Annotated in this window: 23 protein-coding genes; 15 read left to right on the top strand and 8 right to left on the bottom strand. The window is 39.1% G+C overall.

The window, feature by feature from the left end:
• Nucleotides 1–36: 36 nt before the first annotated feature.
• From ispG to L0668_RS00560, 8 genes are all read left to right on the top strand, one after another.
• Entirely contained in the window at nt 37–1,155 is a 1,119-nt protein-coding gene (ispG, locus tag L0668_RS00525) for a flavodoxin-dependent (E)-4-hydroxy-3-methylbut-2-enyl-diphosphate synthase (protein ID WP_235310105.1), read from the top strand.
• 123 nt (nt 1,156–1,278) lie between these two features.
• Nucleotides 1,279–2,559 (top strand): histidine--tRNA ligase, encoded by a 1,281-nt coding sequence (gene hisS / locus L0668_RS00530; RefSeq protein WP_235310106.1) that lies wholly within the window; start codon nt 1,279–1,281, stop codon nt 2,557–2,559.
• A gap of 91 nt (nt 2,560–2,650) precedes the next feature.
• Complete coding sequence (locus tag L0668_RS00535; protein ID WP_235310107.1) at nt 2,651–3,274, top strand: YfgM family protein; 624 nt, start codon at nt 2,651–2,653, stop codon at nt 3,272–3,274.
• Nucleotides 3,275–3,283: 9 nt separating this feature from the next.
• On the top strand, nt 3,284–4,513 hold the full coding sequence (gene bamB, locus L0668_RS00540; protein WP_235310108.1) for an outer membrane protein assembly factor BamB: 1,230 nt from the start codon (nt 3,284–3,286) through the stop codon (nt 4,511–4,513).
• A gap of 94 nt (nt 4,514–4,607) precedes the next feature.
• Nucleotides 4,608–6,059: a ribosome biogenesis GTPase Der gene (gene der / locus L0668_RS00545; RefSeq protein WP_235310109.1), complete on the top strand. Its 1,452-nt coding sequence runs from the start codon at nt 4,608–4,610 to the stop codon at nt 6,057–6,059.
• A gap of 50 nt (nt 6,060–6,109) precedes the next feature.
• A complete protein-coding gene (locus L0668_RS00550) occupies nt 6,110–6,319 on the top strand; it encodes a hypothetical protein (protein ID WP_235310110.1) in 210 nt (69 codons plus the stop codon).
• Nucleotides 6,320–6,394: 75 nt separating this feature from the next.
• Nucleotides 6,395–7,057: a YoaK family protein gene (locus L0668_RS00555; protein ID WP_235310111.1), complete on the top strand. Its 663-nt coding sequence runs from the start codon at nt 6,395–6,397 to the stop codon at nt 7,055–7,057.
• Between the two features lie 100 nt (nt 7,058–7,157).
• Complete coding sequence (locus L0668_RS00560) at nt 7,158–8,267, top strand: acyltransferase family protein (protein WP_235310112.1); 1,110 nt, start codon at nt 7,158–7,160, stop codon at nt 8,265–8,267.
• A gap of 33 nt (nt 8,268–8,300) precedes the next feature.
• Here the strand turns inward: L0668_RS00560 and pepE are convergent, their stop codons facing one another.
• Nucleotides 8,301–8,993 (bottom strand): dipeptidase PepE, encoded by a 693-nt coding sequence (gene pepE / locus L0668_RS00565; RefSeq protein WP_235310113.1) that lies wholly within the window; start codon nt 8,991–8,993, stop codon nt 8,301–8,303.
• A gap of 362 nt (nt 8,994–9,355) precedes the next feature.
• Here pepE and L0668_RS00570 point away from each other — a divergent pair, with 362 nt between their 5' ends.
• The 5 genes from L0668_RS00570 (at nt 9,356) to feoB (ending at nt 14,758) form a co-directional block, all read left to right on the top strand.
• Complete coding sequence (locus tag L0668_RS00570) at nt 9,356–10,144, top strand: transporter substrate-binding domain-containing protein (protein WP_235310114.1); 789 nt, start codon at nt 9,356–9,358, stop codon at nt 10,142–10,144.
• A gap of 250 nt (nt 10,145–10,394) precedes the next feature.
• Complete coding sequence (locus L0668_RS00575) at nt 10,395–10,871, top strand: low molecular weight protein-tyrosine-phosphatase (RefSeq protein ID WP_235310115.1); 477 nt, start codon at nt 10,395–10,397, stop codon at nt 10,869–10,871.
• 146 nt (nt 10,872–11,017) lie between these two features.
• The gene (locus L0668_RS00580; RefSeq protein WP_235310116.1) at nt 11,018–12,361 is read left to right on the top strand and encodes a class II 3-deoxy-7-phosphoheptulonate synthase; all 1,344 of its coding nucleotides are present in this window, start codon (nt 11,018–11,020) and stop codon (nt 12,359–12,361) included.
• Between the two features lie 212 nt (nt 12,362–12,573).
• Complete coding sequence (locus L0668_RS00585; protein WP_235310117.1) at nt 12,574–12,804, top strand: FeoA family protein; 231 nt, start codon at nt 12,574–12,576, stop codon at nt 12,802–12,804.
• A gap of 139 nt (nt 12,805–12,943) precedes the next feature.
• The gene (gene feoB, locus L0668_RS00590; protein ID WP_235310118.1) at nt 12,944–14,758 is read left to right on the top strand and encodes a ferrous iron transporter B; all 1,815 of its coding nucleotides are present in this window, start codon (nt 12,944–12,946) and stop codon (nt 14,756–14,758) included.
• Between the two features lie 67 nt (nt 14,759–14,825).
• Here feoB and L0668_RS00595 read toward each other — a convergent pair whose 3' ends face one another.
• The 4 genes from L0668_RS00595 to L0668_RS00610 all read right to left on the bottom strand — a co-directional run bounded on the left by L0668_RS00595 (nt 14,826) and on the right by L0668_RS00610 (nt 18,382).
• Nucleotides 14,826–15,299, bottom strand: a complete 474-nt coding sequence (locus L0668_RS00595) for an NYN domain-containing protein (protein ID WP_235310119.1) — start codon at nt 15,297–15,299, stop codon at nt 14,826–14,828.
• Between the two features lie 29 nt (nt 15,300–15,328).
• A complete protein-coding gene (locus tag L0668_RS00600) occupies nt 15,329–16,681 on the bottom strand; it encodes a DEAD/DEAH box helicase (protein ID WP_235310120.1) in 1,353 nt (450 codons plus the stop codon).
• A gap of 164 nt (nt 16,682–16,845) precedes the next feature.
• Nucleotides 16,846–17,613: a hypothetical protein gene (locus L0668_RS00605; protein ID WP_235310121.1), complete on the bottom strand. Its 768-nt coding sequence runs from the start codon at nt 17,611–17,613 to the stop codon at nt 16,846–16,848.
• A 76-nt stretch (nt 17,614–17,689) separates the two neighbouring features.
• On the bottom strand, nt 17,690–18,382 hold the full coding sequence (locus L0668_RS00610; protein WP_235310122.1) for a sensor histidine kinase: 693 nt from the start codon (nt 18,380–18,382) through the stop codon (nt 17,690–17,692).
• 242 nt (nt 18,383–18,624) lie between these two features.
• Here L0668_RS00610 and cysB point away from each other — a divergent pair, with 242 nt between their 5' ends.
• The gene (gene cysB / locus L0668_RS00615; protein WP_235310123.1) at nt 18,625–19,599 is read left to right on the top strand and encodes an HTH-type transcriptional regulator CysB; all 975 of its coding nucleotides are present in this window, start codon (nt 18,625–18,627) and stop codon (nt 19,597–19,599) included.
• 29 nt (nt 19,600–19,628) lie between these two features.
• On the opposite strand, the gene L0668_RS00620 is transcribed toward cysB, so the two are convergent.
• From L0668_RS00620 to pabB, 3 genes are all read right to left on the bottom strand, one after another.
• Nucleotides 19,629–21,002: an L-serine ammonia-lyase gene (locus tag L0668_RS00620; RefSeq protein WP_235310124.1), complete on the bottom strand. Its 1,374-nt coding sequence runs from the start codon at nt 21,000–21,002 to the stop codon at nt 19,629–19,631.
• Nucleotides 21,003–21,143: 141 nt separating this feature from the next.
• Complete coding sequence (locus L0668_RS00625) at nt 21,144–21,719, bottom strand: CoA pyrophosphatase (protein WP_235310125.1); 576 nt, start codon at nt 21,717–21,719, stop codon at nt 21,144–21,146.
• Nucleotides 21,720–21,732: 13 nt separating this feature from the next.
• Nucleotides 21,733–23,178, bottom strand: coding sequence for an aminodeoxychorismate synthase component I (gene pabB, locus L0668_RS00630; protein ID WP_235310126.1), 1,446 nt, complete (start codon nt 23,176–23,178; stop codon nt 21,733–21,735).
• 116 nt (nt 23,179–23,294) lie between these two features.
• Between pabB and L0668_RS00635 the strand changes: the two genes are divergently transcribed.
• Nucleotides 23,295–24,812: a fumarate hydratase gene (locus tag L0668_RS00635; RefSeq protein ID WP_235310127.1), complete on the top strand. Its 1,518-nt coding sequence runs from the start codon at nt 23,295–23,297 to the stop codon at nt 24,810–24,812.
• Nucleotides 24,813–24,857: the final 45 nt, after the last annotated feature.

Here is a 24,857-nt window from a genome sequence, read left to right on the forward strand (position 1 = left end):
ATTTTTACATGAACCATATTGAGTTAACCAAATAAAATGTTTGCAGAATCTCCCATTATTCGCCGTCCTTCAAAACGAATTTATGTAGGTAACGTGCCTATAGGTGACGGCGCACCTATTGCTGTGCAATCTATGACTAATACTTTAACCACAGATGTTGAAGCTACAGTCGCCCAAATTAAAAGAATTCAAGGCGTGGGTGGGGAGATCGTCCGTGTGTCTGTTCCCACTATGGATGCTGCTGAGGCCTTTAAAGTTATCAAGCAACAAGTGTCTATTCCACTGATTGCTGATATTCACTTTGATTACCGAATTGCTTTAAAAGTGGCTGAATACGGTGTGGATTGTTTACGCATAAACCCAGGCAATATCGGTTCAATGGAGCGAGTGAAAGCGGTTGTTGACTGTGCCCGAGATAAAAATATTCCGATACGTATAGGCGTTAATGGCGGATCGCTGGAAAAAGAAATTCAAGAAAAATACACAGAACCTACGCCGGCGGCATTAGTTGAATCAGCTATGCGTCACGTGGATATTCTAGATAAATTAAATTTTGACCAGTTTAAAGTCAGCGTAAAAGCTTCTGATGTCTTTTTGGCTGTAGGGGCTTATCGCGAGTTAGCCAAACAAATTGATCAACCTTTACATTTAGGGATCACTGAAGCTGGCGGTATTCGTGCTGGCGCAGTAAAAAGTTCTGTTGGTTTAGGCATGTTGTTAGCTGAAGGTATAGGTGACACTATTCGCATTTCTTTGGCTGCTGATCCGGTTGAAGAAATAAAAGTCGGTTTTGATATTTTAAAATCTCTACGTATTCGCTCCCGCGGCATTAATTTTATAGCTTGCCCAAGCTGTTCTCGGCAAGAATTTGATGTGATTAGCACAGTCAATGCACTGGAACAAAGATTAGAAGATTTATTAACCCCTATGGATGTGTCGATTATTGGCTGTGTGGTGAATGGTCCTGGTGAAGCAGAAGTATCTGATTTAGGCCTTACTGGTGCCCGAAATATGAGTGGATTCTACTTAGACGGAAAACGCCAGAAAGAACGTTTAGCTAATGATGATTTGGTTGATCAATTAGAAAAACGCATTCGTGCTAAAGCGGCTTTGTTGGATCAAGGTAATAAAATTGCTGTAAAACAGCTAGGCTAAGCTAAATCCTTCATTAATTGCTTAAGTTAGCCGAGTATTTTTGTGTTCAATGTTTTACGTTTACGCACAAAGCCCCTATAATGCGGGGCTTTTTTAATTATTGTAGATAAGAGATTTCATTTAGTGGCGAAACAAATTCAGGCAATTCGAGGAATGAACGACTGCTTACCGTCAGAGTCGGGGCTGTGGCAGTACGTAGAATCCGCTATTCGTCAGGTAGTAGCGAGTTATGGTTATCAAGAAATTCGCACGCCTATTGTGGAAAGCACTGATTTATTTAAGCGATCTATTGGTGAAGTGACCGATATCGTTGAAAAAGAAATGTACACCTTTGCTGATCGTAATTCAGATAGTTTAACCTTACGTCCAGAAGGCACTGCTAGTGTCGTTCGAGCAGGAAATGAGCATGGCTTACTGTATAATCAGCAACAGCGTTTGTGGTATATGGGACAAATGTTTCGCCATGAGCGTCCGCAAAAGGGTCGCTATCGTCAATTTCATCAGTTCGGTGTAGAAGTGTTCGGTCTAGAAGGCCCTGATATCGACGCTGAAGTTATTATACTCAGCGCGCGTTTATGGAAAATGTTTGGTATTACTGAGCATGTTACCTTAGAAATTAATTCTCTAGGATCGGCCGAAGCGCGAGCGGCTTATAAAGAACAGTTGGTGGCATATTTAAAAACTAAAGAATCAGAGCTAGATGAAGACAGTTTACGTCGTCTAGAGTCCAACCCCTTACGTGTTTTAGATAGTAAAAATCCGCAAGTCCAGGCTGCTATTCAAGATGCACCTAAGTTAATTGATTGCTTAGACGAAGAGTCGGCACAACATTTTACAGGTTTGTGTGAACGATTAGACAAGTTAGGTATCCAATACCGAGTTAATCCATCTTTGGTACGTGGTTTAGATTATTATAATCGTACAGTATTTGAGTGGGTCACCGATAGTTTAGGGGCTCAAGGTACAGTTTGCGCTGGTGGTCGTTACGATGGATTAGTACAGCAACTCGGTGGAAAAGGTACTCAAGGTGTGGGGTTTGCCATGGGATTAGAGCGTTTAGTCTTGATGTTGCAAACCTTAGAATTAGATAAAAATCTAGCATCAGCCGTTGATGTATACGTCACTGCTATGGATAGTTCGGTTGAGTTGTATGCTCGTCAAATCGCTGAGAATTTACGAGACGAATTACCTAAGATTAAAGTGATGAATCATTGTGGTGGTGGGAACTTTAAAAAGCAAATGAAACGTGCTGACAATAGCGGGGCCAGTATCGCTTTGATCATAGGTCAAGACGAGTTAACCCAAGAGCAAGTGGCGATAAAATATTTGCGGGAAAAACAAGAGCAAAAAAATATTGCTAAAACAGAATTAGTCGAATTTATTGGTAGCTTATTTAACCGGTAGTTTTTTATAAAGAAACGTAACTAATAAATTTAATAAAATACTTAATATTAAAGGATGTTTTTTAACATCCGAGCAGTAAGAGGAAAGAATAATGGACCAGTTCGAAACAGAAGAACAACAAGTTGAAGCGATCAAACGCTTTTGGAAAGAAAACGGCACAGCGTTAATAGTTGGAGCTGTATTAGGTTTGGGAGGTTTGTACGGCTGGCGGTATTTCAATGAGAGCCAAATGGAAGCTAAAGAAGCCGCATCAGTAGCTTATGAAAAAGCATCAACTCAATTAGCGGCAGATGAAAAAGGAATTGGTCAAGCAAAAGCCTATATCGATACTCATGCAGACACAGGCTATTCATTATTAATGGCCTTAGAGTTAGCTAAAAAAGCGACCGATAGCGATGATTTAACTGAAGCGGCTAAACATTTAGAATTTGTCAGCAACAATGCAGATGTTTTGGCGATTAAATCGGTTGCTCAGGTTCGTCTAGCGCGAATTCAAATCGAACAGGGCGAGTTAGATAAAGCCCTAGCCACTGCTGAAAAAATTCAAGATGCAGCGTTCAAGGGTGCTTCACAAGAAATTAAAGGCGATGTGTATCAAGCACAAAAGTTGTTTGATAAAGCACGTGCAGCATACAGTGCTGCGTTGGAAATTAATGAGCGTGATCCAATTTTAAAAATGAAGTTAGATAATTTAACTGCGATGGCTAACGGATAGGTGATAAACGTGAACCGACTTTTAGTCTCATTGTTAGTATCCAGTTGCTTAGTGTTTTCTGGATGTACGACTGTTTCCAATTGGTTTTACGATGAAGACGAAATTGAAATTCGTCGTTTAAAGCCGATACAAACAAAATTTATCCCAGTACAAAAATGGTCAGTGGATTTAGGTGATGGTGTAGGTAACTTTTTCTCAAAACTAAAACCCGCGGTAAATTATTCTAAAGTGTTTGCTGCCGACCGCCAGGGCATGATTGCTGCGTTTGAACAAGAAACAGGTAAGCAAGTATGGCAAAGAAACTTAGCTACATATAAAGATGAAGGATTAACTGCTAGTGTAAAAAAATTATGGTCTAGTGGTATTCCTGCCAAGATAGCGGGTGGGGTAACTGTTGCCTATGAAACTGTATTTATAGGCACTGAAAACGGTGAAGTCATTGCCCTCGATGCCAATTCTGGAGACCAAAAGTGGATCGCTACAGTGAAAGGCGAAGTGTTAGCTTCTCCAGCAGTAGATGCTGGTGTAGTAGTGGTAAATACTGGCTCCGGATTTGTATTTGCTTTAAATGCAGCAGATGGTGAGGAGCTGTGGTCTCATGAATCAGATGTTCCCCCTTTATCTTTGCGAGGTGTTTCAGCTCCTTCTGCAGGTAATGGTGGGGCTATTATCGGTACTGCCACAGGCAAGTTAATAGTAAATATTTTAGATTCCGGACAATCGGCTTGGGAACAGGTGATTTCTGCAGCCACTGGTGTAACCGAATTAGAGCGTATAGTAGATATTGATAGTAAACCATTAGTGGCTAACGGTATTATTTATGTAGTGTCTTATGATGGTACCTTAGCGGCAGTAGAAATGCGCAGTGGTCGAATTATTTGGAAGCGTGAATATAAATCTTATCGTAGTTTAAGTATTTCTGGCTCGTCATTGTTTGTTGTAGATAATAACAGTTATGTCTACGCACTTGACACCCGCAACGGAGTTGAGTTGTGGAGTCAAGGAGCCCTGAAGAAACGTTTGTTAACCGCAGCTACTCCAGTTGGAAATTATGTTGTGGCAGGTGACAAATACGGATATTTACATTGGTTTGATAAAACTGACGGAACAATTGTTGCCCGTTTAGAGGTAGGCGGTGATGATGATGATGAAAGTATTTATTCAGCGCCAATCGCTGATGGCAATATGTTATATACTCAAACCAGAGATGGTAAACTGGTTGCTATTGAAACCCCTTAAGTAATTTGTAAAGCTTCAAGCTTTACATATTCTGCTAATTTGTTATTTCGGCTTAGAGGAATCTAAGCCGTTTTTGTCTATAGGATAAATATTTATGTTACCCGTTGTTGCCTTAGTTGGTCGCCCAAATGTTGGAAAATCGACTTTATTTAATCGCCTAACTCGCACCCGAGATGCGTTAGTGGCGGATTTTCCTGGCTTAACACGGGACAGAAAATACGGTACGGCCGAACATGAAAACCTACAATTTATTGTGGTGGACACAGGCGGTATAAGTGGAGATGAAAAAGGCATCGATATGGCTATGGCAGAACAGTCATTGTTAGCCATAGTTGAAGCCGATGTGGTGCTATTTTTGGTTGACGCACGTGTTGGTATGACTGGCGCAGATCAAGGTATTGCTGAGCATTTACGCAAACAAGAAAAGCCTGTTTATGTGGTGGCCAATAAAGTTGATGGCATAGACGGAGACAGTGAAAGTGCGGATTTCTTTGCTCTAGGTTTAGGTGATGTCAATCAAATTGCTGCGGCTCATGGCCGAGGTGTCACCCAATTATTACAAAATGCGTTAAATCCTATTGCTGAACACTTTCCTGACATGATCATCCCGGAAGAAAGTGATGAAGGATTAGCTGAAGAAGATGCAGAAGAACAACTTGCTCGCTTGCAAGCTCAACCTATTAAATTAGCCATAGTGGGTAAACCGAATGTGGGTAAATCTACCCTAACCAACCGTATCTTAGGTGAAGAACGAGTGGTGGTTTATGACGAGCCAGGTACCACGCGAGACAGTGTTTTTATTCCCATGGAACGTGATGGTCGAGAATATATTTTAATTGATACAGCAGGGGTTAGGCGTCGTCGAAATATTTCTGAAGCGGTAGAGAAATTTTCAATCGTTAAAACCTTACAAGCCATAGAAGAATCTAATGTGGTGTTATTTGTGGTAGATGCTAGAGAGGGCATTACCGACCAAGATTTAAGTTTATTGGGGTTCATTCTCAATGCTGGTCGTTCATTGGTTGTATCCGTTAATAAATGGGACGGTCTAGATAAAGACATCAAGGATGAAATTAATAGAGAGTTAGATAGGCGTTTAGGCTTTATTGACTTTGCCCGTATTCATTATATTTCAGCGCTACACGGAACAGGTGTGGGGCATTTGTTTGAATCTGTACAAGAAGCCTACGCATCAGCGACTAAGCGAATTACCACTTCTATGGTAACGCGCATTATGGATATGGCTCAAGACGATCACCAACCACCTGTCGTTCGTGGTCGTAGAGTCAAAATGAAATATGCCCACGCTGGTGGGTATAATCCGCCAATTATTGTGATACATGGTAACCAATTGAAAGACTTACCGGATTCTTATAAACGTTATTTAATGAATTATTTCCGTAAATCATTAAATGTTATGGGCACCCCAATCAAAATAGAATTTAGAGAAGGGGCAAATCCCTATGAAAGCGATCACAGTCAACTAAATGATTCACAAAGACGCAAACGTAGGCAGTTGATGCGAATGCATAAAAAAGCTAAATAACCTTTGCCTTGTTAAATAGTTAGATTGAATCATTTCATTTAGAGATAAATATGTCCCGATTAAATACTCAAGATAAATTACCCTTAAATTTACGAATTTTGATTGGTGTGGTGGCCATACCTTCACTTGTTTTAGCGGGCATGCTCGGGGTTATGACATTTAATGGTCAGTTTCAAGAAATTAGTATTTTCGAATGGATTTATTCCATAGCGGGTTTTGTGGCTTTATATATTGCCGTGACCGGAAAACGTCTTTTTTAATATTCTAATTTTACCGGCCTTATAAGAATGTAGATTCATATCTAAAGTGTTACAAGATAAAACCTTAGGATAATAGTGATTTCAAAGTTACCTCGTTGGGTTGAATATGGTTCATTTATTTTGGCTTTGGTTGCTGGCTTAGTTAATTCTATCGGTCTACTGGGTTTTAAACATCAATCTATCTCTCATTTGTCCGGAATTGCTACTTTGGTGGGGACTGGGGTTATTAATTCAGATTTGTCCGATGTTTTTCATTTGCTATTAGTGTTATTTGGTTTTTTAATGGGCTCGATTATATCCGGATACTTTTTATCCAGTGGTTCGTTAAAGCTAGGTCGAAATTATAGTAGTCTGCTGTATTTAGAAGGTGCGCTATTATTTATCTCTGTTTATTTTTTATCAAATGATTCCAGTCAAGGGCATTATCTAGCTTCAGCGGCATGCGGATTACAAAATGCCCTAGCCACTAGATTCAGTGGTGCAGTGGTCCGCACTACACATGTTACTGGCATATTTACCGATCTTGGTATTATGCTAGGGGCTAAATTAAGAGGTGATGCATTCGATAGAAGAAAAGCTCTATTATTTTTATTAATAATAGGAGGCTTTATTCTAGGAGGTACATGTGGAGCATATTTGTTTGCAGAGTTAAAGTTTTATGCTTTGTTTGTTCCCGCCAGTATATGTGTGTTGTTAGCCTTATCTTATTCAATTTATAGCGTTAAAGTGAAAAAATAAGCTTCTGTGTATACTTTTAGCTAGGTCTTTTGGCTGCTGATCTCTGGCCTCGTTTGTAATATGCTTTAGCAATAAATTCTTTACAATTCGGTGTATGGCTATGGTTGTTAACAAACAACGTCAAGTCAGTTTAGATATTTTTCGTGGTGTGACATTGGCGGCTATGTTACTGGTTAATAATCCAGGCTCTTGGTCAGATGTTTATGCTCCTTTATTACATGCCAGTTGGCATGGTTTAACTCCTACCGATCTTATCTTCCCCTTTTTTATGTTTATTGTTGGCGCGGCTATGTTTCATTCAATGCAGAGTTTTGTGCCTAGCAAGGGGCAGCCCGGTAATATTCCCTGGTTTAAAATTGCCAAACGCACTTTAGTACTCTTCGTTATCGGTTTTTTATTAAATATATTTCCTTTCACAGGAGAGCCTGAAAGCTGGCGGGTAATGGGAGTGTTGCAGCGTATCGCCTTGTGTTACGGCATATCTGCAGTGTTAATTTGTGTCTTGACTCGTAAACAAATATTAGTCGCTAGTATCGTTATTTTAGTTAGCTATTGGTTATTGTTACATCTGGCTGATCCACCATTCACGTTAGAAAATAATTTAGTACGTCGCTTAGATATCACCATTTTAGGCGCTAGTCATTTGTATCAAGGTTTTGGTGTGGCTTTTGATCCTGAAGGTTTACTCAGTTGTCTACCGGCAGTGGTGACTGTATTGGCTGGGTTTTTAACCAGTGCCATGTTGGCAGAAAGCAAAAGTAACTTGGCTAAAATTAACACCTTGTTTATTTGGTCTTTGGTTGCGTTAGTGGTTTGTTACGTTTGGCAATGGTGGTTTCCAGTCAATAAAGCCCTATGGACCAGTACTTATGTATTGTTAACTAATGCCTGTGCGTGGCTGTTTTTGATCGTCATAATTTATTTGCATGATGTAAAAGGCATAAAGCGGGGTTTTGCTTGGACCCAAGTGTATGGCTCTAATCCCTTGTTTATTTATGTGCTGTCTTGGTTGTTTGCGTCTTCTTTATATTTGGTTAAATGGACAAGCCAGAGCGGAACAATGACCAATGCTCATCAATTCATTTTTGAATCTCTAAGTCAGTGGATGTCAGCTAAAAACGCTTCACTTGTATTTGCGCTATTAGTCGTTGGCTTATTTTATTTATGCTCATTATTTTTATATAAACGCAAAATATTTGTGAAAATTTAGTTTTGTTTTCTAATGTTAATTGCTCATAAGCCATTATAAATAATGGCTTAAATCCTGTTCCGGTTTTAATATCGAAATCGATTTAGCTTCAAACACAACACCTTCCAATTCACCTTTAAGAGTTAATTTATTCTGTTGTAACAACAAGGCACAGCCTTCTCGAATGCCAATGACTGGAGTAGTGGGATTGAGTGTGCAAAATTCTTGAATACGTTCCGCACGAGTTTCACCGTTATGGCCAGGAGGCTGATAATCCGTGTAGTGAGGATTAAGTTGAAACGGCACTAAGTTTAATGCCTCAAAACTTTTTGGTTGTACTATGGGCATGTCATTGGTGGTGCGAATGCTATTGCCACAAATATTTGAGCCCGCACTCCAACCGATATAAGGCGTACCTTGATTTACCTTATCTTTAATCGCATTAATTAATTCTTGCTCATACACTTGGTGTAATAAATTAAAGGTATTGCCGCCACCCACAGCAATTGCTTGGGCTGACTGTATTGCTATTTCTGCGTCTGCGAATTGATGAAGCCCTTTAATGTTTAAATGGGGAAGGGCGGTTTGGACTTTATTGGTATATTCATCCCAGCTAATGCTCACCCCTGCAAAAGGTATAAATACTAACTCGGTAATGCCCGATAAGTGAGCATTTATCATAGGGATAGCATGCTCTAGATATGACTCATCCCCTACGCGTGAACTACTAAGCATTAACACTTGCATCTTATTACTCTTTAATTTGGATAGGTTACTAAGCCAAGCATTATAAGCGGTTGGAATACTTTGCAAAGTGTAATTTCTCTAAGTTACCTAGCGGTTAATATCAACTGGTTTTGTCATTTTACCAGTAAGCTAACTGTCGGCTTGTGGCAAAATGTATTAATCCTAGAGCTTGAGTTCCAAGTAGTGCCTGGGTAAAACATAATGTCGAGTGCTTAAATAATTGCTAGACTGAATTAATTATTTCTTTGAATTAAATCAAATTGATCTTTCCATTTTACATAGACTTGTTATTTTCAATTTATTGTAAGTTACGGCGTGGTAATGGCGTTTTGACTAGTTTTTTGTGTGGTTTGTTTCTCAGTATGAATTTGTTTTCTTCTACAACAGTTGCCCAAGAGCCCGCCAATTTAAAAGAGTTAAAAGTCATTCGGGGAGTGAGTAGTCAGCAAAGAACTACTCATTACTTTCATCAAATACTAGCAGAAGCTTTGTATCTAGAAGGTCAAGGAAGCGCCTATAAATTAACGCCTGTTGACTTTGAATTTTCACAAAATCGAACACTTAAATTATTAAACTTAGATAATGTCTTAGATATTACATATAGCATGACATCGCCAGCTAGAGAAAAAGATTTTATTGCCATAAAAGTACCTTTGCTTAATGGGTTGTATGGTAAGCGAAGGTTGTTAGTTTTAGCTGATAATAAATTGAAGTTTGAACAATTGAGTATTTCACAGCTAAAACAATTAATAGCCTGCCAAGGCATGCATTGGCCTGATTATAACCGCTTAGATGCTAATGGTTTTTCGGTTTATGGGGTTATTGATTATGAAGCCAATTTTAAAATGTTAGGTAAGGGCCGTTGTGACTATTTTCCTAGAGGAATTGCGGAAATCGATCTAGATTTCAAAAAGTATAACGGGGTTTATGGAGATTTGGCGAAAGTAGACAATATTATGTTTGTTTACCATGCCCCAATCTATTTTTTTGTTGGCCAACATCAAAAAAAATTGGCAAATATTGTTGAATCGGGTTTGTTGCAAATGCAAGATAGTGGCAGGTTAGACCAAGCATTAGAGCAAAGCAATGCGTTCCCATTTGACCCTAACTTTGAAAAAAACGTTAGGCTCAAAATTGTCCATCTACAATAGTGTAATGGATTAGTCAATTGGAAGCTCGCAACTAACGAAGCTGTTTTTTGATACTCGCAAATATTATTATATATTCGAATTGAAAATCAATTTGTAATGTATATGTGCTACTAATTCTGGCAATCTTATCTTGAGTTTATTTTAGGGGATATTCTCCCCATGGATTCCCCAAAATTAATTTTTAAGTCACTGACCTTTGACTCTAATATATTGGTTTTGTCGCTGTATTTTTAACCGGATTTATATGTAAATGACTGAAAGTAATAAGAAAGTAAGTGTACTGTTTGTATGCCTGGGCAATATTTGTCGTTCGCCTAGTGCTGAAGCTGTGTTCAAGCATAAAGTGGCAGAACTTGGGTTGAATATAGAAATAGATTCAGCTGGTACTGCTGGTTATCATAAAGGAGCTGCACCTGATAAGCGTTCTCAAGCTGTGGGTCAAGATAGAGGGTTTAGTTTTAAAGGGTTAAAGTGCCGTAAAGTAGATGAAACTGACTTTGAGAAATTCGATTATATTTTGGCAATGGACAATAAAAATCTTACTGATTTGTTAGAAATTTGCCCAGAAGAATATCAACATAAAATATCTTTATTTTTGAGTCACTGTGATTCGGAAGAAGACGAAGTACCGGATCCATATTACGGTGGAAAACGTGGTTTTGAGTATGTTTTAGATTTAATCGAAGAAGCCTCTACCGGATTATTAAAAACGATTCAGTCTCGTTAAGTAATCATAGGTGAAATAATTGGAAAAATTTGTGGTTTAAGGTTGATATTTAAATGCATTACTACTAAGTTCTGCTGCCCAGTTTGTTGATTGGGGTTTAACCGACTACTTTTAACAATTATAGAATTATTACCTGAGGAAAAATCGTGAGCCAGTGGCAACCTGATAGTTGGCGTGCAAAGCCAATCGTGCAACAACCTACATATGAAGATAAACAAGAACTTAGCCAAGTTGAAGATACCCTTAAAAGTTATCCTCCTTTGGTATTTGCGGCTGAAACCCGTGAGTTGTTTAGACAATTAGGTGACGTAGCAGAAGGTAAAGGGTTTTTATTACAAGGTGGTGATTGCGCAGAATCTTTCGATGAGTTTAATGCACCAAAAATCCGCGATACCTTTAAAGTTATTTTACAAATGGCCATTGTATTAACTTTTGCGGGTCGTTGTCCTGTGACTAAAGTCGCGCGTATGGCTGGGCAATATGCTAAGCCTCGTTCTGGTGACTTCGAAACCATTAATGGTGTGGCTTTACCTAGTTATCGTGGTGATATTATTAATAGTTTTGAATTCACTAAAGAAGCTCGTCGTCCAGATCCTCAGCGCATGGTTGAGGCCTACCATAGAGGTGCATCTACCCTTAATTTATTGAGAGCTTTTGCTCAAGGTGGGTTGGCTGATTTACACGAAGTTAATCGCTGGAATATGGCCTTTGTGGAAAATAATCCACTGAAAGATAGATACCAAGATTTAGCCAATCGCATTCAAGATTCATTAGAACTTATGAATGTGATGGGGATCAATGCGACTAACACCCCAACATTACGTGAAACTATGTTGTATACCTCTCACGAAGCCTTGTTGTTAAATTACGAACAAGCGCTAACTCGTGTGGATACCTTAACCGGTGATTGGTACAACTGTTCTGCCCACATGTTGTGGATTGGCGAACGTACTCGTCAACTTGACCACGCGCATATTGAATTCTTCCGAGGCATTCATAACCCAATCGGGGTGAAAGTCGGTCCAAGCATGCAAGAAGATGAATTAATCCAGTTGATTGACGCACTTAATCCTAAAAATGAAGCCGGTCGCTTGACGTTAATTACGCGTATGGGCGCAGATAATTTAGAGCAAAATTTACCTAAGTTATTACGCCGAGTAAAACAAGAAGGTAAAAAAGTAGTGTGGAGCTCTGACCCTATGCATGGCAATACCTTTACCTCTGGTAGCGGTTATAAAACCCGTAACTTTGATGCAATTTTACGAGAAATTCAGCAGTTTTTTGCTGCACATAAAGCGGAAGGTACACATGCCGGTGGTATTCATTTAGAAATGACAGGTCAACATGTGACTGAGTGCACTGGCGGGGCTTATCAAATTGGCGATGCTGATTTAGCACAAGCCTATAAAACTCAATGTGATCCACGCTTAAATGCCGATCAAGTTTTAGAAATGGCATTTTTAGTGGCAGATCATTTAAGAGTCGGTTAATAAACATTCGTTAATTGAGAGCCGGTCAATAGAAGCTGGTTAATGTAACGTTGCTTATATAGAGAGTTAATTAATATAAGCAAGACTTCTAACAATCGCAATTCAACAAGGCTAGGCTAAAACTTAAATAGTGGGGTGTAACTGATTGCACTCCTCTTCTCCCAGTGTTATAAATAAAAATCATTTTCATTTGTAATAGAGAGTAGTAGTTCGTGACACTTTGGGAAATTAAAAAGAAACAGACAGCCCTAGTCGATGGACTTGATCCAACCTTAGTTCCTGCAGTACTTCAGCGTTTAAACGAAATGGGCTTTGCCAGTGGGCAAGGTATTAAGTGTTTGCGTCGCAGTCCACTAAGAGGGCCTATCGTATTGCAGTTAGGTGACTGTGTTTATTCCTTAGAACAAAACATCGCAAATCGTATCAATATCAGTTTGAGCTGAAATTAAACTCACTTTAACTTGTGTTAGACAAGAGGGCAATTCAGTCAAAGTTGCTAAAGCCTTCAGCTTCTCACTTATGGTAATGAGTGAAACAGTCAGTAAACATAAGTTGTTTAAGACAATCAATGAAAGACAATTAATGAAAAATATCATCTTAGTGGGTAAACCTAATTCAGGTAAAAGTCTGCTGTTTAATCAAATGACAGGCATGCGACAAAAAGTAGCAAACTTTCCAGGTGTGACTGTTGAATTAAAAAGTGGCCAGTTGGGGCAACATCAATTAGTTGATTTTCCCGGTACCTATTCTCTTAAAAGTTTATCTAAGGATGAAGAGCTTGCAATTGAAAAAATTCACGAAGCAATGCATAACCCAAAAACCGCTTTGGTGGTGTGTAACTTAGATGCCACACGTTTAGAAAGTAGTTTAGTTTTTGGTTTACAAGTTCGTGATTTAGCTTTGCAGCACAATAAAGGAGTTATTTTTGCTCTGAACATGATTGATGAGGTGCAACGTTTTGGCCATCAAATAGACACTAAACAACTAAGTAAAGACTTAGGCTGTGCAGTATTCGCTTTGTCGGCAAAAACGCTGATTGGTTTACAGGAATTTAAGCAAGCATTGTTAGATGCCGTGGAGCACGCTGAAGACTTTATTCCTGCAACCACAACTGAACCTGAGCAAGCTGTATTGGAGAACAGCCGCAGTTTATCTAAGCGGTACGGTATCAAAGCGGATGTAGTACTCAAGCGTCAGAATCGAATTGATGATTTTTTATTGAATAGTTTATTCGGTGGCTTGATATTTTTACTTATTATGTTTTTGTTATTTCAAAGTATTTTTACCTGGGCGAGCCCATTGATGGATGCCGTCGAAATAGCCTTAGCAGAAGCAGCGAGTGTCGTCAGTTCAAGTTTGCCCGATGGTATGGTGAATGATTTTGTAACTGATGCCTTGTTTGGTGGGGTAGGTTCTTTTTTAGTCTTTGTACCACAAATTATGGTGTTGACCTTTGTTATAGGCTTGCTGGAAGACACGGGTTACTTAGCTCGAGCCGCATTAATTTGTCATAAACCTCTAAGTTACTTTGGATTATCTGGCCGCAGTTTTATACCTTATTTGTCGGGACATGCCTGTGCAATTCCCGCCATTATGGCCGCAAGAACCATTGAATCACCTCGTAAAAGACTGATTACTATGATGACGATCCCGCTTATGTCATGTTCAGCCCGTCTTCCTGTTTATGCCTTGTTAATTGCAGTACTAATACCCGATGTACAATATCTGGGTGGGGTAGTTAATTTGCAAGGGATTACATTTTTTGTTTTGTACTTTATTGGTATTGTGACTGCTCTGCTTGTCAGTGTTTTACTCAACAAAATGACTGATTTGAATAAAGATAAAGCAGATATGCCGTTTATTTTAGAATTACCCACTTATCGACTACCTCACTGGAAACCTCTGATCCATAGAATATTAACCAGTGCGAAACAGTTTATTCGACGGGCAGGTCCAGTTATTTTTATGGTCTCTGTGGTTATTTGGGTGTTAGGTTATTTTCCACAAAACGGTGAGTTGCAATCGTCCTATTTGGCAATGTTAGGTCAATGGATAGAGCCCATTTTTGAGCCTTTAGGACTCGATTGGCGTTATGGTGTGGCTATCTTAGTCTCATTTTTAGCTCGAGAGGTGTTTGTTGGTGCTTTAGGTACTCTATTTGGTATGGAAAATGCGGATGAAAATATTTCTGGCTTAGCCGCAAATATTCAAACTGATGGATTAGCGCTTGGGGCCGGTATTGGCTTGATGTTATTTTATGTTGTGGCCCTGCAATGTGTGGCGACTGTAGCTACCTTAAAAGGTGAAACCGGTAGTCGCAAAATAGCTTGGGGGTTATTCCTAGGATACGGATTTTTAGCTTATTGTTTAGCTTGGTTATGCGCTAGTTTTATTTAAGAGCGGACGTTTATTCTAAAACAAACCGTATAGTGTGAAAGAGTCATACATATTGTTAGCAGAGCGCTTATTGTAAAAGGCTGTCATCTATTTTGTGGAATAGTTGGCAGGCATTTATTAGTGAGTTAGCGGTTAAATCTGGCACACCATACACTTGGGTTTTGCATCCATACTTTTCGGTTACTTTTTTAAGTAATAGATCAAAATCTCCATCTCCCGACAACAATATAACTGTGTCTGCTTGTTCTGCCGCTTCTAATACATCTATAGCGATACCCACGTCCCAGTCACCTTTGGCAGAGCCATCACTGCGTTGAATATAGGGTTTTAGTTTAACCTCAAAGCCAATATGTTTGAGGGCACTTTGAAATTTTTGTTGTTGAGAGTCACCTTTGTCAATGGCATATGCATTTGCTGAAATGATATCGCCTTGATGACTGACATGTTGCCAAAAGCGTCTGTAATTAAATTGCCGAGCATAGGCTTGGCGAGTAGTGTAATAAATATTTTGCACGTCAACAAAAATGGCGATTTTTTCCAAGGTGATTACTCTATTTTAGTGGGAGAAAGCTAATCGTCGTTTTTATCATTGGAACTGATTTCATCACTTGGACTAGCCACTACCCGAGGTTTTCTTTTTAATGGCACATCACCTACTTCTTTACCTTGCATGGTATTCACCCGATTTGGTGCTGAGTGAGATTTAGGTTTATTAGTGGTTTTTTTCTTAACGGATTTTTTCGGCCCAAGGCTTTTATTTTTAGCTGGTTTGAGTCCTTTAAATTTGGCCTCTAGACCTTCAATTTCACTAAACTCAATGGATTGTTGTAAGAAACTTTTAATCGCCACAAAACTGTACCAGTCTTTTGGGCCAACAAAAGATACCGCTTCTCCTTTGTTGCCAGCTCGTCCGGTTCTACCTACTCTATGCACGTACTCATCGGCTAGCTTAGGCAAATCAAAATTTACTACTAATGCTACATTGAGTAAATCTAATCCACGAGAGGCAATATCAGTGGTAACTAATATATGTTGTTGGCCTCGGCCAAATTCACTCATTATATTGTTACGTTGGCCTTGAGTTAAATCACCACTTAGGGCTATGGCATGAAAGTCTTGTTCTTTGAGTAAATTAGCTAACCTTTCAGTATCTGAACGAGTGGCTGTGAAGACTATGACTTGTCTATAGTCTTGCTGGTTAATGACTTTACTTAACAAAGCTTCTTTGTGAGTGACATGGTCAGCTAGATAAAACTTTTGTTGAATATCTTTGTGCTCTTCACTAGAAGAGCCAACACTGACCCTTTGTGGCGCTTTTAATAATGATTGAGTCAGTTGATGCATAGCTGCACTGTCGAGTGTGGCTGAAAACATCATAGATTGGCGTTTTCTGTGATCAGCGGCTTGATTGACTAAGCGTAACTCAGCGGCGAAACCTAAATCTAACATTCGGTCAGCTTCGTCTAGAATTAATAATTCTAGACCGTTTAGGAACAAAGATTTACCTTTCAGATGATCTACTACGCGGCCAGCCGTTCCTACAATAAACTGTGGGTGATGTTTGAGGGCTTTCACTTGATCATTAAAGTTTTCTCCACCTAAAACCAAAGCCGCTTTAAGGGGTTGTTTGGCGATCAACCACTTAAGTTGTAAAAATACTTGTTTGGCTAACTCTCTGGTTGGAGCCAATATGAGAACACGGGGATCACGGCGGCTTAGAGGTTGCTTAGTTAACACTCTATGTACTGCGGGTAACAAAAAAGCTAAGGTTTTACCTGATCCTGTTTTTGAAGAGGCAATTAAATCCTTACCCATTAGCCCATATGGAATGGCCTTTTTTTGGATCTCGGTAGGCTCAGTTAAGCCTTTTATATCAAGGGCTTTTAATAGGTTATGGTGTAAAGATAAATCGGTGAATTGCAAAGATAATGCTCTCAAATTAGATATTATTAGCAATTATACAGTGTCTTATGGCTTGTGTGAGATTATTTCTATATTAAGCAAAAAATTGACTAAGTTTAGTTCACAATTTTGAATCTGAACCCTGAAATGAAATAGTTATGATAAAAAGCTTTAATAAAAAATACTTACCATTTTTTCTTTTGTGAAAATAACTCGTCCAGTTCGTTTTTCTCTGACTCTTTTTTCTTTGCTACATCCCGACTGTTAGCAGATTTAAGGGTACTCTCAATATTTTTAAGTTTGTCTTCCAACTGAGCTAATTTGGTGGTCATGTAAGCTGTGGGGCTGGGTTGGGCAGACAGAGCACCTATGGCTTTTTCTAAACACTGCCTTGCGGAACCAAGTTGGTTATTGTTAATGGCTACATCACCGCGCCTAACTAAGGTGTCTACGTTCGCTCTAAGTTGCAAACCTTCTAATAATTTGTCTTCTGCTAAAAATACACGGCTTTCAATTTTTCCTTTTTTGAATTCCGCCCGTAACAGCGCCCTTAGAGTTTTCACACCACGAATAAATTGTATGACTTGTTTATCCCCTTGGGGCAGTTGAAAACTATCCTCTGCGGGGGCGGGTTTATTGACGTCTATCGCCTTAATACTCTCTTCTAAGGACTTAATACGTTCTTTTGAACTGCTAGTACTTTCACTCATTAATTGCAGCGTTTTTAAGCCCTGTAGTACTCGGCGCTGCATAATAAATAACAGTCGCTGAGAGATGGGAATATTATCGGAGGCCATAAGGGCTGTTTCGGTGCCATCGATTATATTTCTTTGTTTAGTTATCTCGGCTCTACGTTCGGCTTCGGCTTTATGTTTATGTTGTTGGATAGCATTCACAATAATGCCAACTAGCACTAGGGCAACAATCAATATTATAATTATTGTAAATACCATGTATTTCTATATTCCCAACATATGTATATTGTGCATCAAGTATTTATCCATCAAACCTTTTCACGTTAGTGTTAATTTAAGGAAGTTTTAATTCGAAAACACTACCACCGAGTGTCCCACCATTTTTTAACGTAATATGACCAACTAACTCTTTGTTGCTATGAGCTTGGGCAATTAATCGCGCAAAAAATAATCCTAGACCAGTGCGTCCTTGACTAATGTCATAGTGTTGCATGTTGATTATATTCGCATCTAACATGCTTTGTGGGTAACCTGGTCCATCATCTTCTACCTTAAAAACTAAAAATTCCTGTTCAGTATAAATACTGAGTTTAATTCGACTATCACTATATCGCATTGCATTAATTAATACGTCATTGAGTAAAATACCAATTAAATCAGCATCTAGATACCATACTAAATCGGCTGATTGTTCAACTTCTAAAATCATATTCTTATGATTTAAGTAACTTTCATTACAGGCTTTAAGCTCATCGACTATTTCTTCAATGTAATGTTCATCAATATTAAGGGGTAAATTATTAAGCCCTGCTCGATATAAAGAAAGTAGTTGTACTAAGCCTGTATTAAGGCGTGCCGCTTCGTAGTGGGCCGAGGCAAAATGTTCACTTGTAACTGTATCAGGGTTGACCATGGACTGGCCTAGGTTTTCGATTGATTGAATTAATAAACATAAAGAATTTTTCATATCGTGTACTGCTGAACCCAGTACAGTTGAGAAATCTATTGGTTGATTAGAGTTTTCCATTTAAATCACCATGTATGTTATCTAGTACTTTAAAATTCACGGATAACCCTCTTATCTTATTGATATATTTAATTATCTTATCAGAAGTTTAGACTAATGTTATGCTTGTTTGTTAACCGTTTGTCGCTTAATTTCGTTGAGTATTTAGAACAATTTTATAAATATTAATAGAATTTACTTTCTCAAAGTTATATAACGTTTTATTATATACAAATTCCTACGCATAAAAACAAGGCTTTGCCATGAAATTACAACAACTCCGATATATTGTTGAAGTGCTCAACAATAACTTAAATGTCTCTGCTACGGCAGAAAGCTTGTATACCTCTCAACCAGGAATAAGTAAACAAGTTAGGATGTTAGAGGACGAGTTGGGCGTGCAAATTTTTGGACGTAGTGGCAAGCACTTAACTCATGTGACCGAAGCCGGGCAAGATGTGATCAATATCTCTCGCGAAATATTAGCCAAAGTAGAAAGTATTAAAGCTGTGTCTCGTGAACATACGTTACCTGACCAAGGTAAATTAAATATTGCTACAACTCACACTCAAGCGCGTTATGCTTTGCCTGATGTGATTAAAGGTTTTATGAACAAATATTCAAAGGTGTCTTTGCATATGCATCAGGGCACACCTTCACAAATTAGTGATTTGGCTGCCAAGGGCGAAGCTGATTTTGCCATCGCCACTGAGTCATTACATTTGTATAACGACTTAGTCATGTTGCCTTGTTATCACTGGAATCGCAGTATTATCGTTAATCGTGAGCACCCTTTAGCGAAGAAGGGCACCTTAACTATTGAAGATCTTGCTAACTATCCTTTAGTCACTTATGTGTTTGGATTTACTGGACGTTCTTCTTTAGATCAAGCTTTTAGTAATGCCGGCCTAGATCCTAAAATTGTATTTACCGCTACTGATGCTGATGTAATTAAAACCTATGTTAGGTTAGGTGTAGGTGTCGGAGTCATAGCATCAATGGCAATCGATGATAAGTTAGATTCAGATTTAGTCAAAATTGATGCAAGCCACCTATTTGAATACAGCACCACTAAGATTGGTTTCCGTAAAGGTTCGTTCTTACGCAGTTATATGTATGAATTTATTGAGCGGTTTGCTCCACATTTAACTAAGTCTGTAGTCGAAAAAGCTATGATGCTTAAAAATAATGACGAAGTGGAAAAAATGTTTAAAGGTTTAACCTTGCCGGTTAGATAATCCTTTAAGTCGGTTCGATAAAGAAATATTTAACATTCAATAATATTTACAGCTAAACCGCCTCTGGCGGTTTCTTTGTATTTAGATTTCATATCATTACCGGTTTGCCACATAGTTCTTATAACTTTGTCTAATGATACCTTATGTTGTCCTGTTCCTCGCAGGGCTAATCTAGAGGCATTGATAGCTTTAATTGCGCCCATAGCATTTCTTTCAATGCAGGGTACTTGTACTAAACCTCCTACAGGATCACAGGTTAAACCTAAGTTGTGCTCCATGCCGATTTCAGCGGCGTTTTCCACTTCGTTGACTGTGCCACCCATTATTTCAGTTAAGGCTCCTGCTGCCATAGAGCAAGCAACACCGACTTCTCCTTGGCAGCCCACTTCTGCGCCAGAAATAGACGCATTAGTTTTGTACAAGATACCTATGGCTGCAGCGGTTAACAAATAACGACTCACTATGGATTGATCTACAGGGCTAATAAACTTATTAAAATAACTCAGTACCGCGGGGATAATGCCTGCGGCGCCGTTGGTCGGAGCGGTGACAACCCTTCCTCCGGCCGCATTTTCTTCGTTTACTGCTAATGCAAATAAGTTTACCCAGTCCATTGCTTGCATGGGATCATACGCTTTCTCTGTTTGTAACTGTTTAAACAAAGTGGGTGCACGTCTAATTACTTTTAATCCACCTGGTAAAATTCCCTCAGTTTTAATACCTGTTTTAATACATTTGGACATAACTAGCCATAGATCCCAAAGTTGTTGAGTGACTTCATGTTTGCTTCTATGAGCTAGTTCATTTTCTAACATCAAATCACTAATAGAAAAGTTATGGTTTTTACAAAGTGTGAGTAATTGTTCTGCGGTTGAAAAGTGAAATGGAATGTTTTGTAAGCCATGCTTTTTCACAGATTGTTGGTGTTGGTTAAAGTCCTGTTCTTTGATAATAAAGCCGCCACCAATAGAGAAATAACTTTGTGAACATAGGAGTTGTTCATGATGCCAAGCATTCAAGGTCATGGCATTAGAATGTTGTGGTAATGATTTACGACGATGAAAAATAATCGCGTCTTTGTTAGGGAAGCGAATGTCCATTTTACCCAGTAAACTAAGGCTTTCAGTTTGTTCGATATTGGATAAGACTTGTTCAATTAAATTGCTATCTATCGTTTCTGGCTCATACCCTAATAAACCAAGGATGACAGCTTTACCACTACCATGGCCTTTACCTGTTTGACCCAGTGAGCCAAATAACTCAGTGCTAATGTGAGTGGTTTGATAAAAACAATTTTGCTCTATTAATTGCTGTGAAAATGCCTTAGCCGCACGCATAGGCCCCACTGTATGAGAGCTAGAAGGGCCAATGCCAATACTGAAAATATCAAAAACACTGAGCATATACTCAACCGTCAAAAGCAAAAAGAATTTGCGATTGTGTGGCTAATTTAATAATAGAACAAGTTAATGGCTAAATTTGCAATCAGCTTATTGAGTGAAAGTGTAAACTTAAGTTGATAAGTCAGCAGATTATTATTGTGTTTATGTGTGTTGCAGATGATTAGATAAGGTACGAACGAATGCCGCAGTTGCCCCCCAAATGTTATGCTCTTGCCAAGGAATAAAATAAACTGGGTGGGGAATATTTTTGCGGTTAACCATATGCACAAAGTGATTTGTCTGATCGATCAAAAATTCCAACGGCACTTCAAAAGTGCTATGTACTTCATTTTCATCTAAAATTAATTTACTAGTTGGCGTAACAAAACCTATGTAGGGTGTGACCTCAAAACCAGTAATGGTCCGGTACACAGGTAGTTGCCCTATTATGTCTATTTGCTCCCTCTGAATGCCCACTTCTTCTGCGGTTTCCCGTAATGCTGTATCTAATAAGTTTGAGTCTGAGGTTTCTTGTTTACCACCAGGAAAACTAATTTGACCGCCATGGTGTTTTAAATGTTTGGCTCGTAAGGTAAACAATACTGAGAGTTGCTCTGAGTATTCAATTATCGGTAGTAACACAGCCGCCGGTCTACCCGATGTTTTTAGCGGATAATCTGCATCATGCTGAATTATTTTTGCATGCTGAAATTGGTTTAAAAACTGAGTTTTGTTCATGTGGATCTTACCATTATTCGAGCACAGGTAATATTCTAGACACTTTATCTAAACTTTCTTGGTATTCATCTGTAGCTACTGAATCAATTACAATTCCGCCGCCAGCCCAGCAATAAATATGATTAACCTTTGCGTTTTTAGGAGAGGTAGATTTTTCACTTTTAGCGTTTTCAAATCTATCAGCTTCACAAAGCAAGGTTCGAATACAAATACTGGTGTCCATATCTCCTTGTATACCAAGGTAACCAATACTTCCGCAATAAATATTTCGGTTATTAGGCTCTAATTCATCAATAATCTGCATAGCTCGGATTTTTGGCGCCCCTGTAATTGAGCCACCAGGAAATGCCCCCTTAAGTAAATCTAGTGCTGAACTATCTGATTTAAGCTCTCCCGTAACCGTACTCACCAGATGATGCACGGCTTTAAAGCTTTCTATTTTAAAAAGCTCCGGCACTTTGACACTACCTGGCGTACAATGTTTGCTTAAATCATTACGTAATAAATCGACAATCATTAAATTTTCAGCTTTATCTTTTTCTGAACTTAATAGCTGCTCTATTTGTTCTTGGTCTTGGATTATATCGGTACTTCTAGGGCGTGTGCCTTTTATCGGTTTAGTTTGTACGTTTTTGCCTTTTACCGAAATAAAACGTTCTGGTGAAATACTTAAAATACAACTTTCTGGTAAACGAATAAAAGCTGAAAATGGAGCTTGGTTTTCGCTTCTAAGTTGTTGGTAAGCTTGCCATTCATCACCTTGGTATTGAGCTGAAAATCGTTGTGCTAAGTTAATTTGATAACAATCGCCCGCAGTTAAATAGTCATGTATTTTGGCTATTTTTTGTTGATATTGTTGTTTAGTCATATTGGCTTGCCAAGGGCTTGTCAGGCTAAAGCGAGTAGGGGGCAAACAGGTGTTTGATTGTTCAATTTGAGCAATGGAAGGATGGGGGTAACTGTCTAAACTACACAAATAAAATTGTGCAGATTTTCGGTCTTTAATCACGCTCCAGGTGTAAATCCCAACCGCCATATCTGGCGTGTTATATTCGTTTAAATCAGCTTCTGCTAGGGTTTCAAATTGACGACCTAGATCATAACCAAAATAACCTAAAGCGCCTGCCATAAAAGGTAACGAATTTTCATTTGAAGTTGAAATATCTTGTGGGATATAACTATCGATTAACTCTTGTAATAAATTGATGGGATCATCTTGATTTTGAGTCACCGAATTGTCAGGTTTGGTGATGGTGGTTTGACCGCCAGATGTGGTAATAGTTGCCACTGGATTGGCCACAAAAATATCGAATTGTCCATCTTGATGCAGGCTATCTGCTGAGTCCAATAACATAGCCCACGCTTGATTAGAGAACTGCTCGAACACATCCGAGATAGAAGTTGTTGCAGCGATATTTAGGGGCCTAATAGATAAAGAAGATTTTTGTTGTAATGTCATCTGTTGGTTTTGACTACGTATATAAATAAATTGATATTGATTTGTCGTGGAGCAAATAGCTGTAGCAGGTTATCATAATAGCTGAAAAATTATTCCTGAAAATTCATGAGGCATTTATGACTGTTATCCGCCAGCAAGACTTTATTGATAGTATCGAAGAGTCTTTGCAGTTTATTTCTTATTATCACCCACTTGATTATATTAAAGCCGTAGAAAAGGCCTATAACAAAGAAGAAAGTCAAGCCGCTAAAGATGCCATGGCACAGATCCTAATTAATTCACGTATGTCAGCAGAAGGTAAAAGACCTTTATGCCAAGACACAGGCATAGTCACCTGTTTTGTGAAAATTGGTATGGGTGTGCAGTGGGATAAAACAGATTTAACTGTGCAACAAATGGTTGATGAAGGCACACGTCGCGCTTATTTGAATCCAGATAACCCGCTACGTGCCTCCATTGTTGCGGATCCTGCGGGTAAACGCACCAATACCAAAGATAATACCCCAGCTGTGGTGCATATAGACACAGTGGCTGGTGATCATATTGAAGTGATGATTGCAGCTAAAGGTGGCGGCTCCGAAAACAAATCTAAAATGGTGATGTTAAACCCAAGTGATGATATTGCTGATTGGGTCGTGAAAACTCTACCGACTATGGGAGCAGGTTGGTGTCCTCCAGGTATGCTTGGTATAGGAATTGGCGGTACAGCTGAAAAAGCCGCAGTACTGGCTAAAGAAAGTTTGATGGATCCTGTAGATATTCAAGAGTTGATGGACAGAGGCGCACAAACTACTGAAGAAAAACTACGTTTAGATATATTCAAAAAGGTCAATGACTTAGGCATAGGTGCCCAAGGTCTAGGTGGGTTAACCACAGTGGTAGACATTAAAATTAAGTCAATGCCCACACATGCCGCATCTAAACCAGTGGCTATGATCCCTAACTGCGCCGCTACGCGCCATGCCCACTTTCATTTAGACGGTACAGGCCCTGCTGAATTTACCCCGCCTAAGCTAGAAGATTGGCCTAAAGTCACCTGGGAAGTAGGTGCAGGTACTCGTCGAGTGGATTTAAACACAGTATCTAAAGCTGATATTCAAGAATGGAAAGTAGGTGAGACGGTATTGTTATCTGGCAAAATGTTAACTGGCCGTGATGCTGCCCATAAACGTATTCAAACAATGTTGGCTAATGGTGAAGGCCTTCCAGAAGGTGTTGATTTTGATAACAAGTTTATTTATTACGTAGGGCCAGTAGATGCGGTTGGTGATGAGGCGGTTGGCCCTGCAGGCCCCACAACAGCTACTCGTATGGATAAGTTTACTGACATGATGTTAGAACAAACCGGTATTAGCGGCATGATAGGTAAAGCGGAGCGAGGACCTGCCACAGTACAAAGTATTGCCAAGCATAAATCCGTGTATTTAATGGCGGTAGGTGGTGCGGCTTACTTAGTATCTAAAGCCATCAAAAAAGCACGGGTAGTGGCCTTTGAAGATTTAGGCATGGAAGCTATTTATGAGTTTGACGTAGTGGATATGCCGGTTACTGTTGCAGTTGACAGCACTGGTGCCAATGCTCACGAAACCGGCCCGGCTATTTGGAAGGTAAAAATTGCTGAACAAAATAAATAAGCTCGATTTGCTTATTTAGGCGTTATCTCTTCGTTTTCTTTGTAG

This window comes from Paraglaciecola algarum (genome assembly GCF_021532655.1).
Lineage (GTDB): Bacteria > Pseudomonadota > Gammaproteobacteria > Enterobacterales > Alteromonadaceae > Paraglaciecola > Paraglaciecola algarum.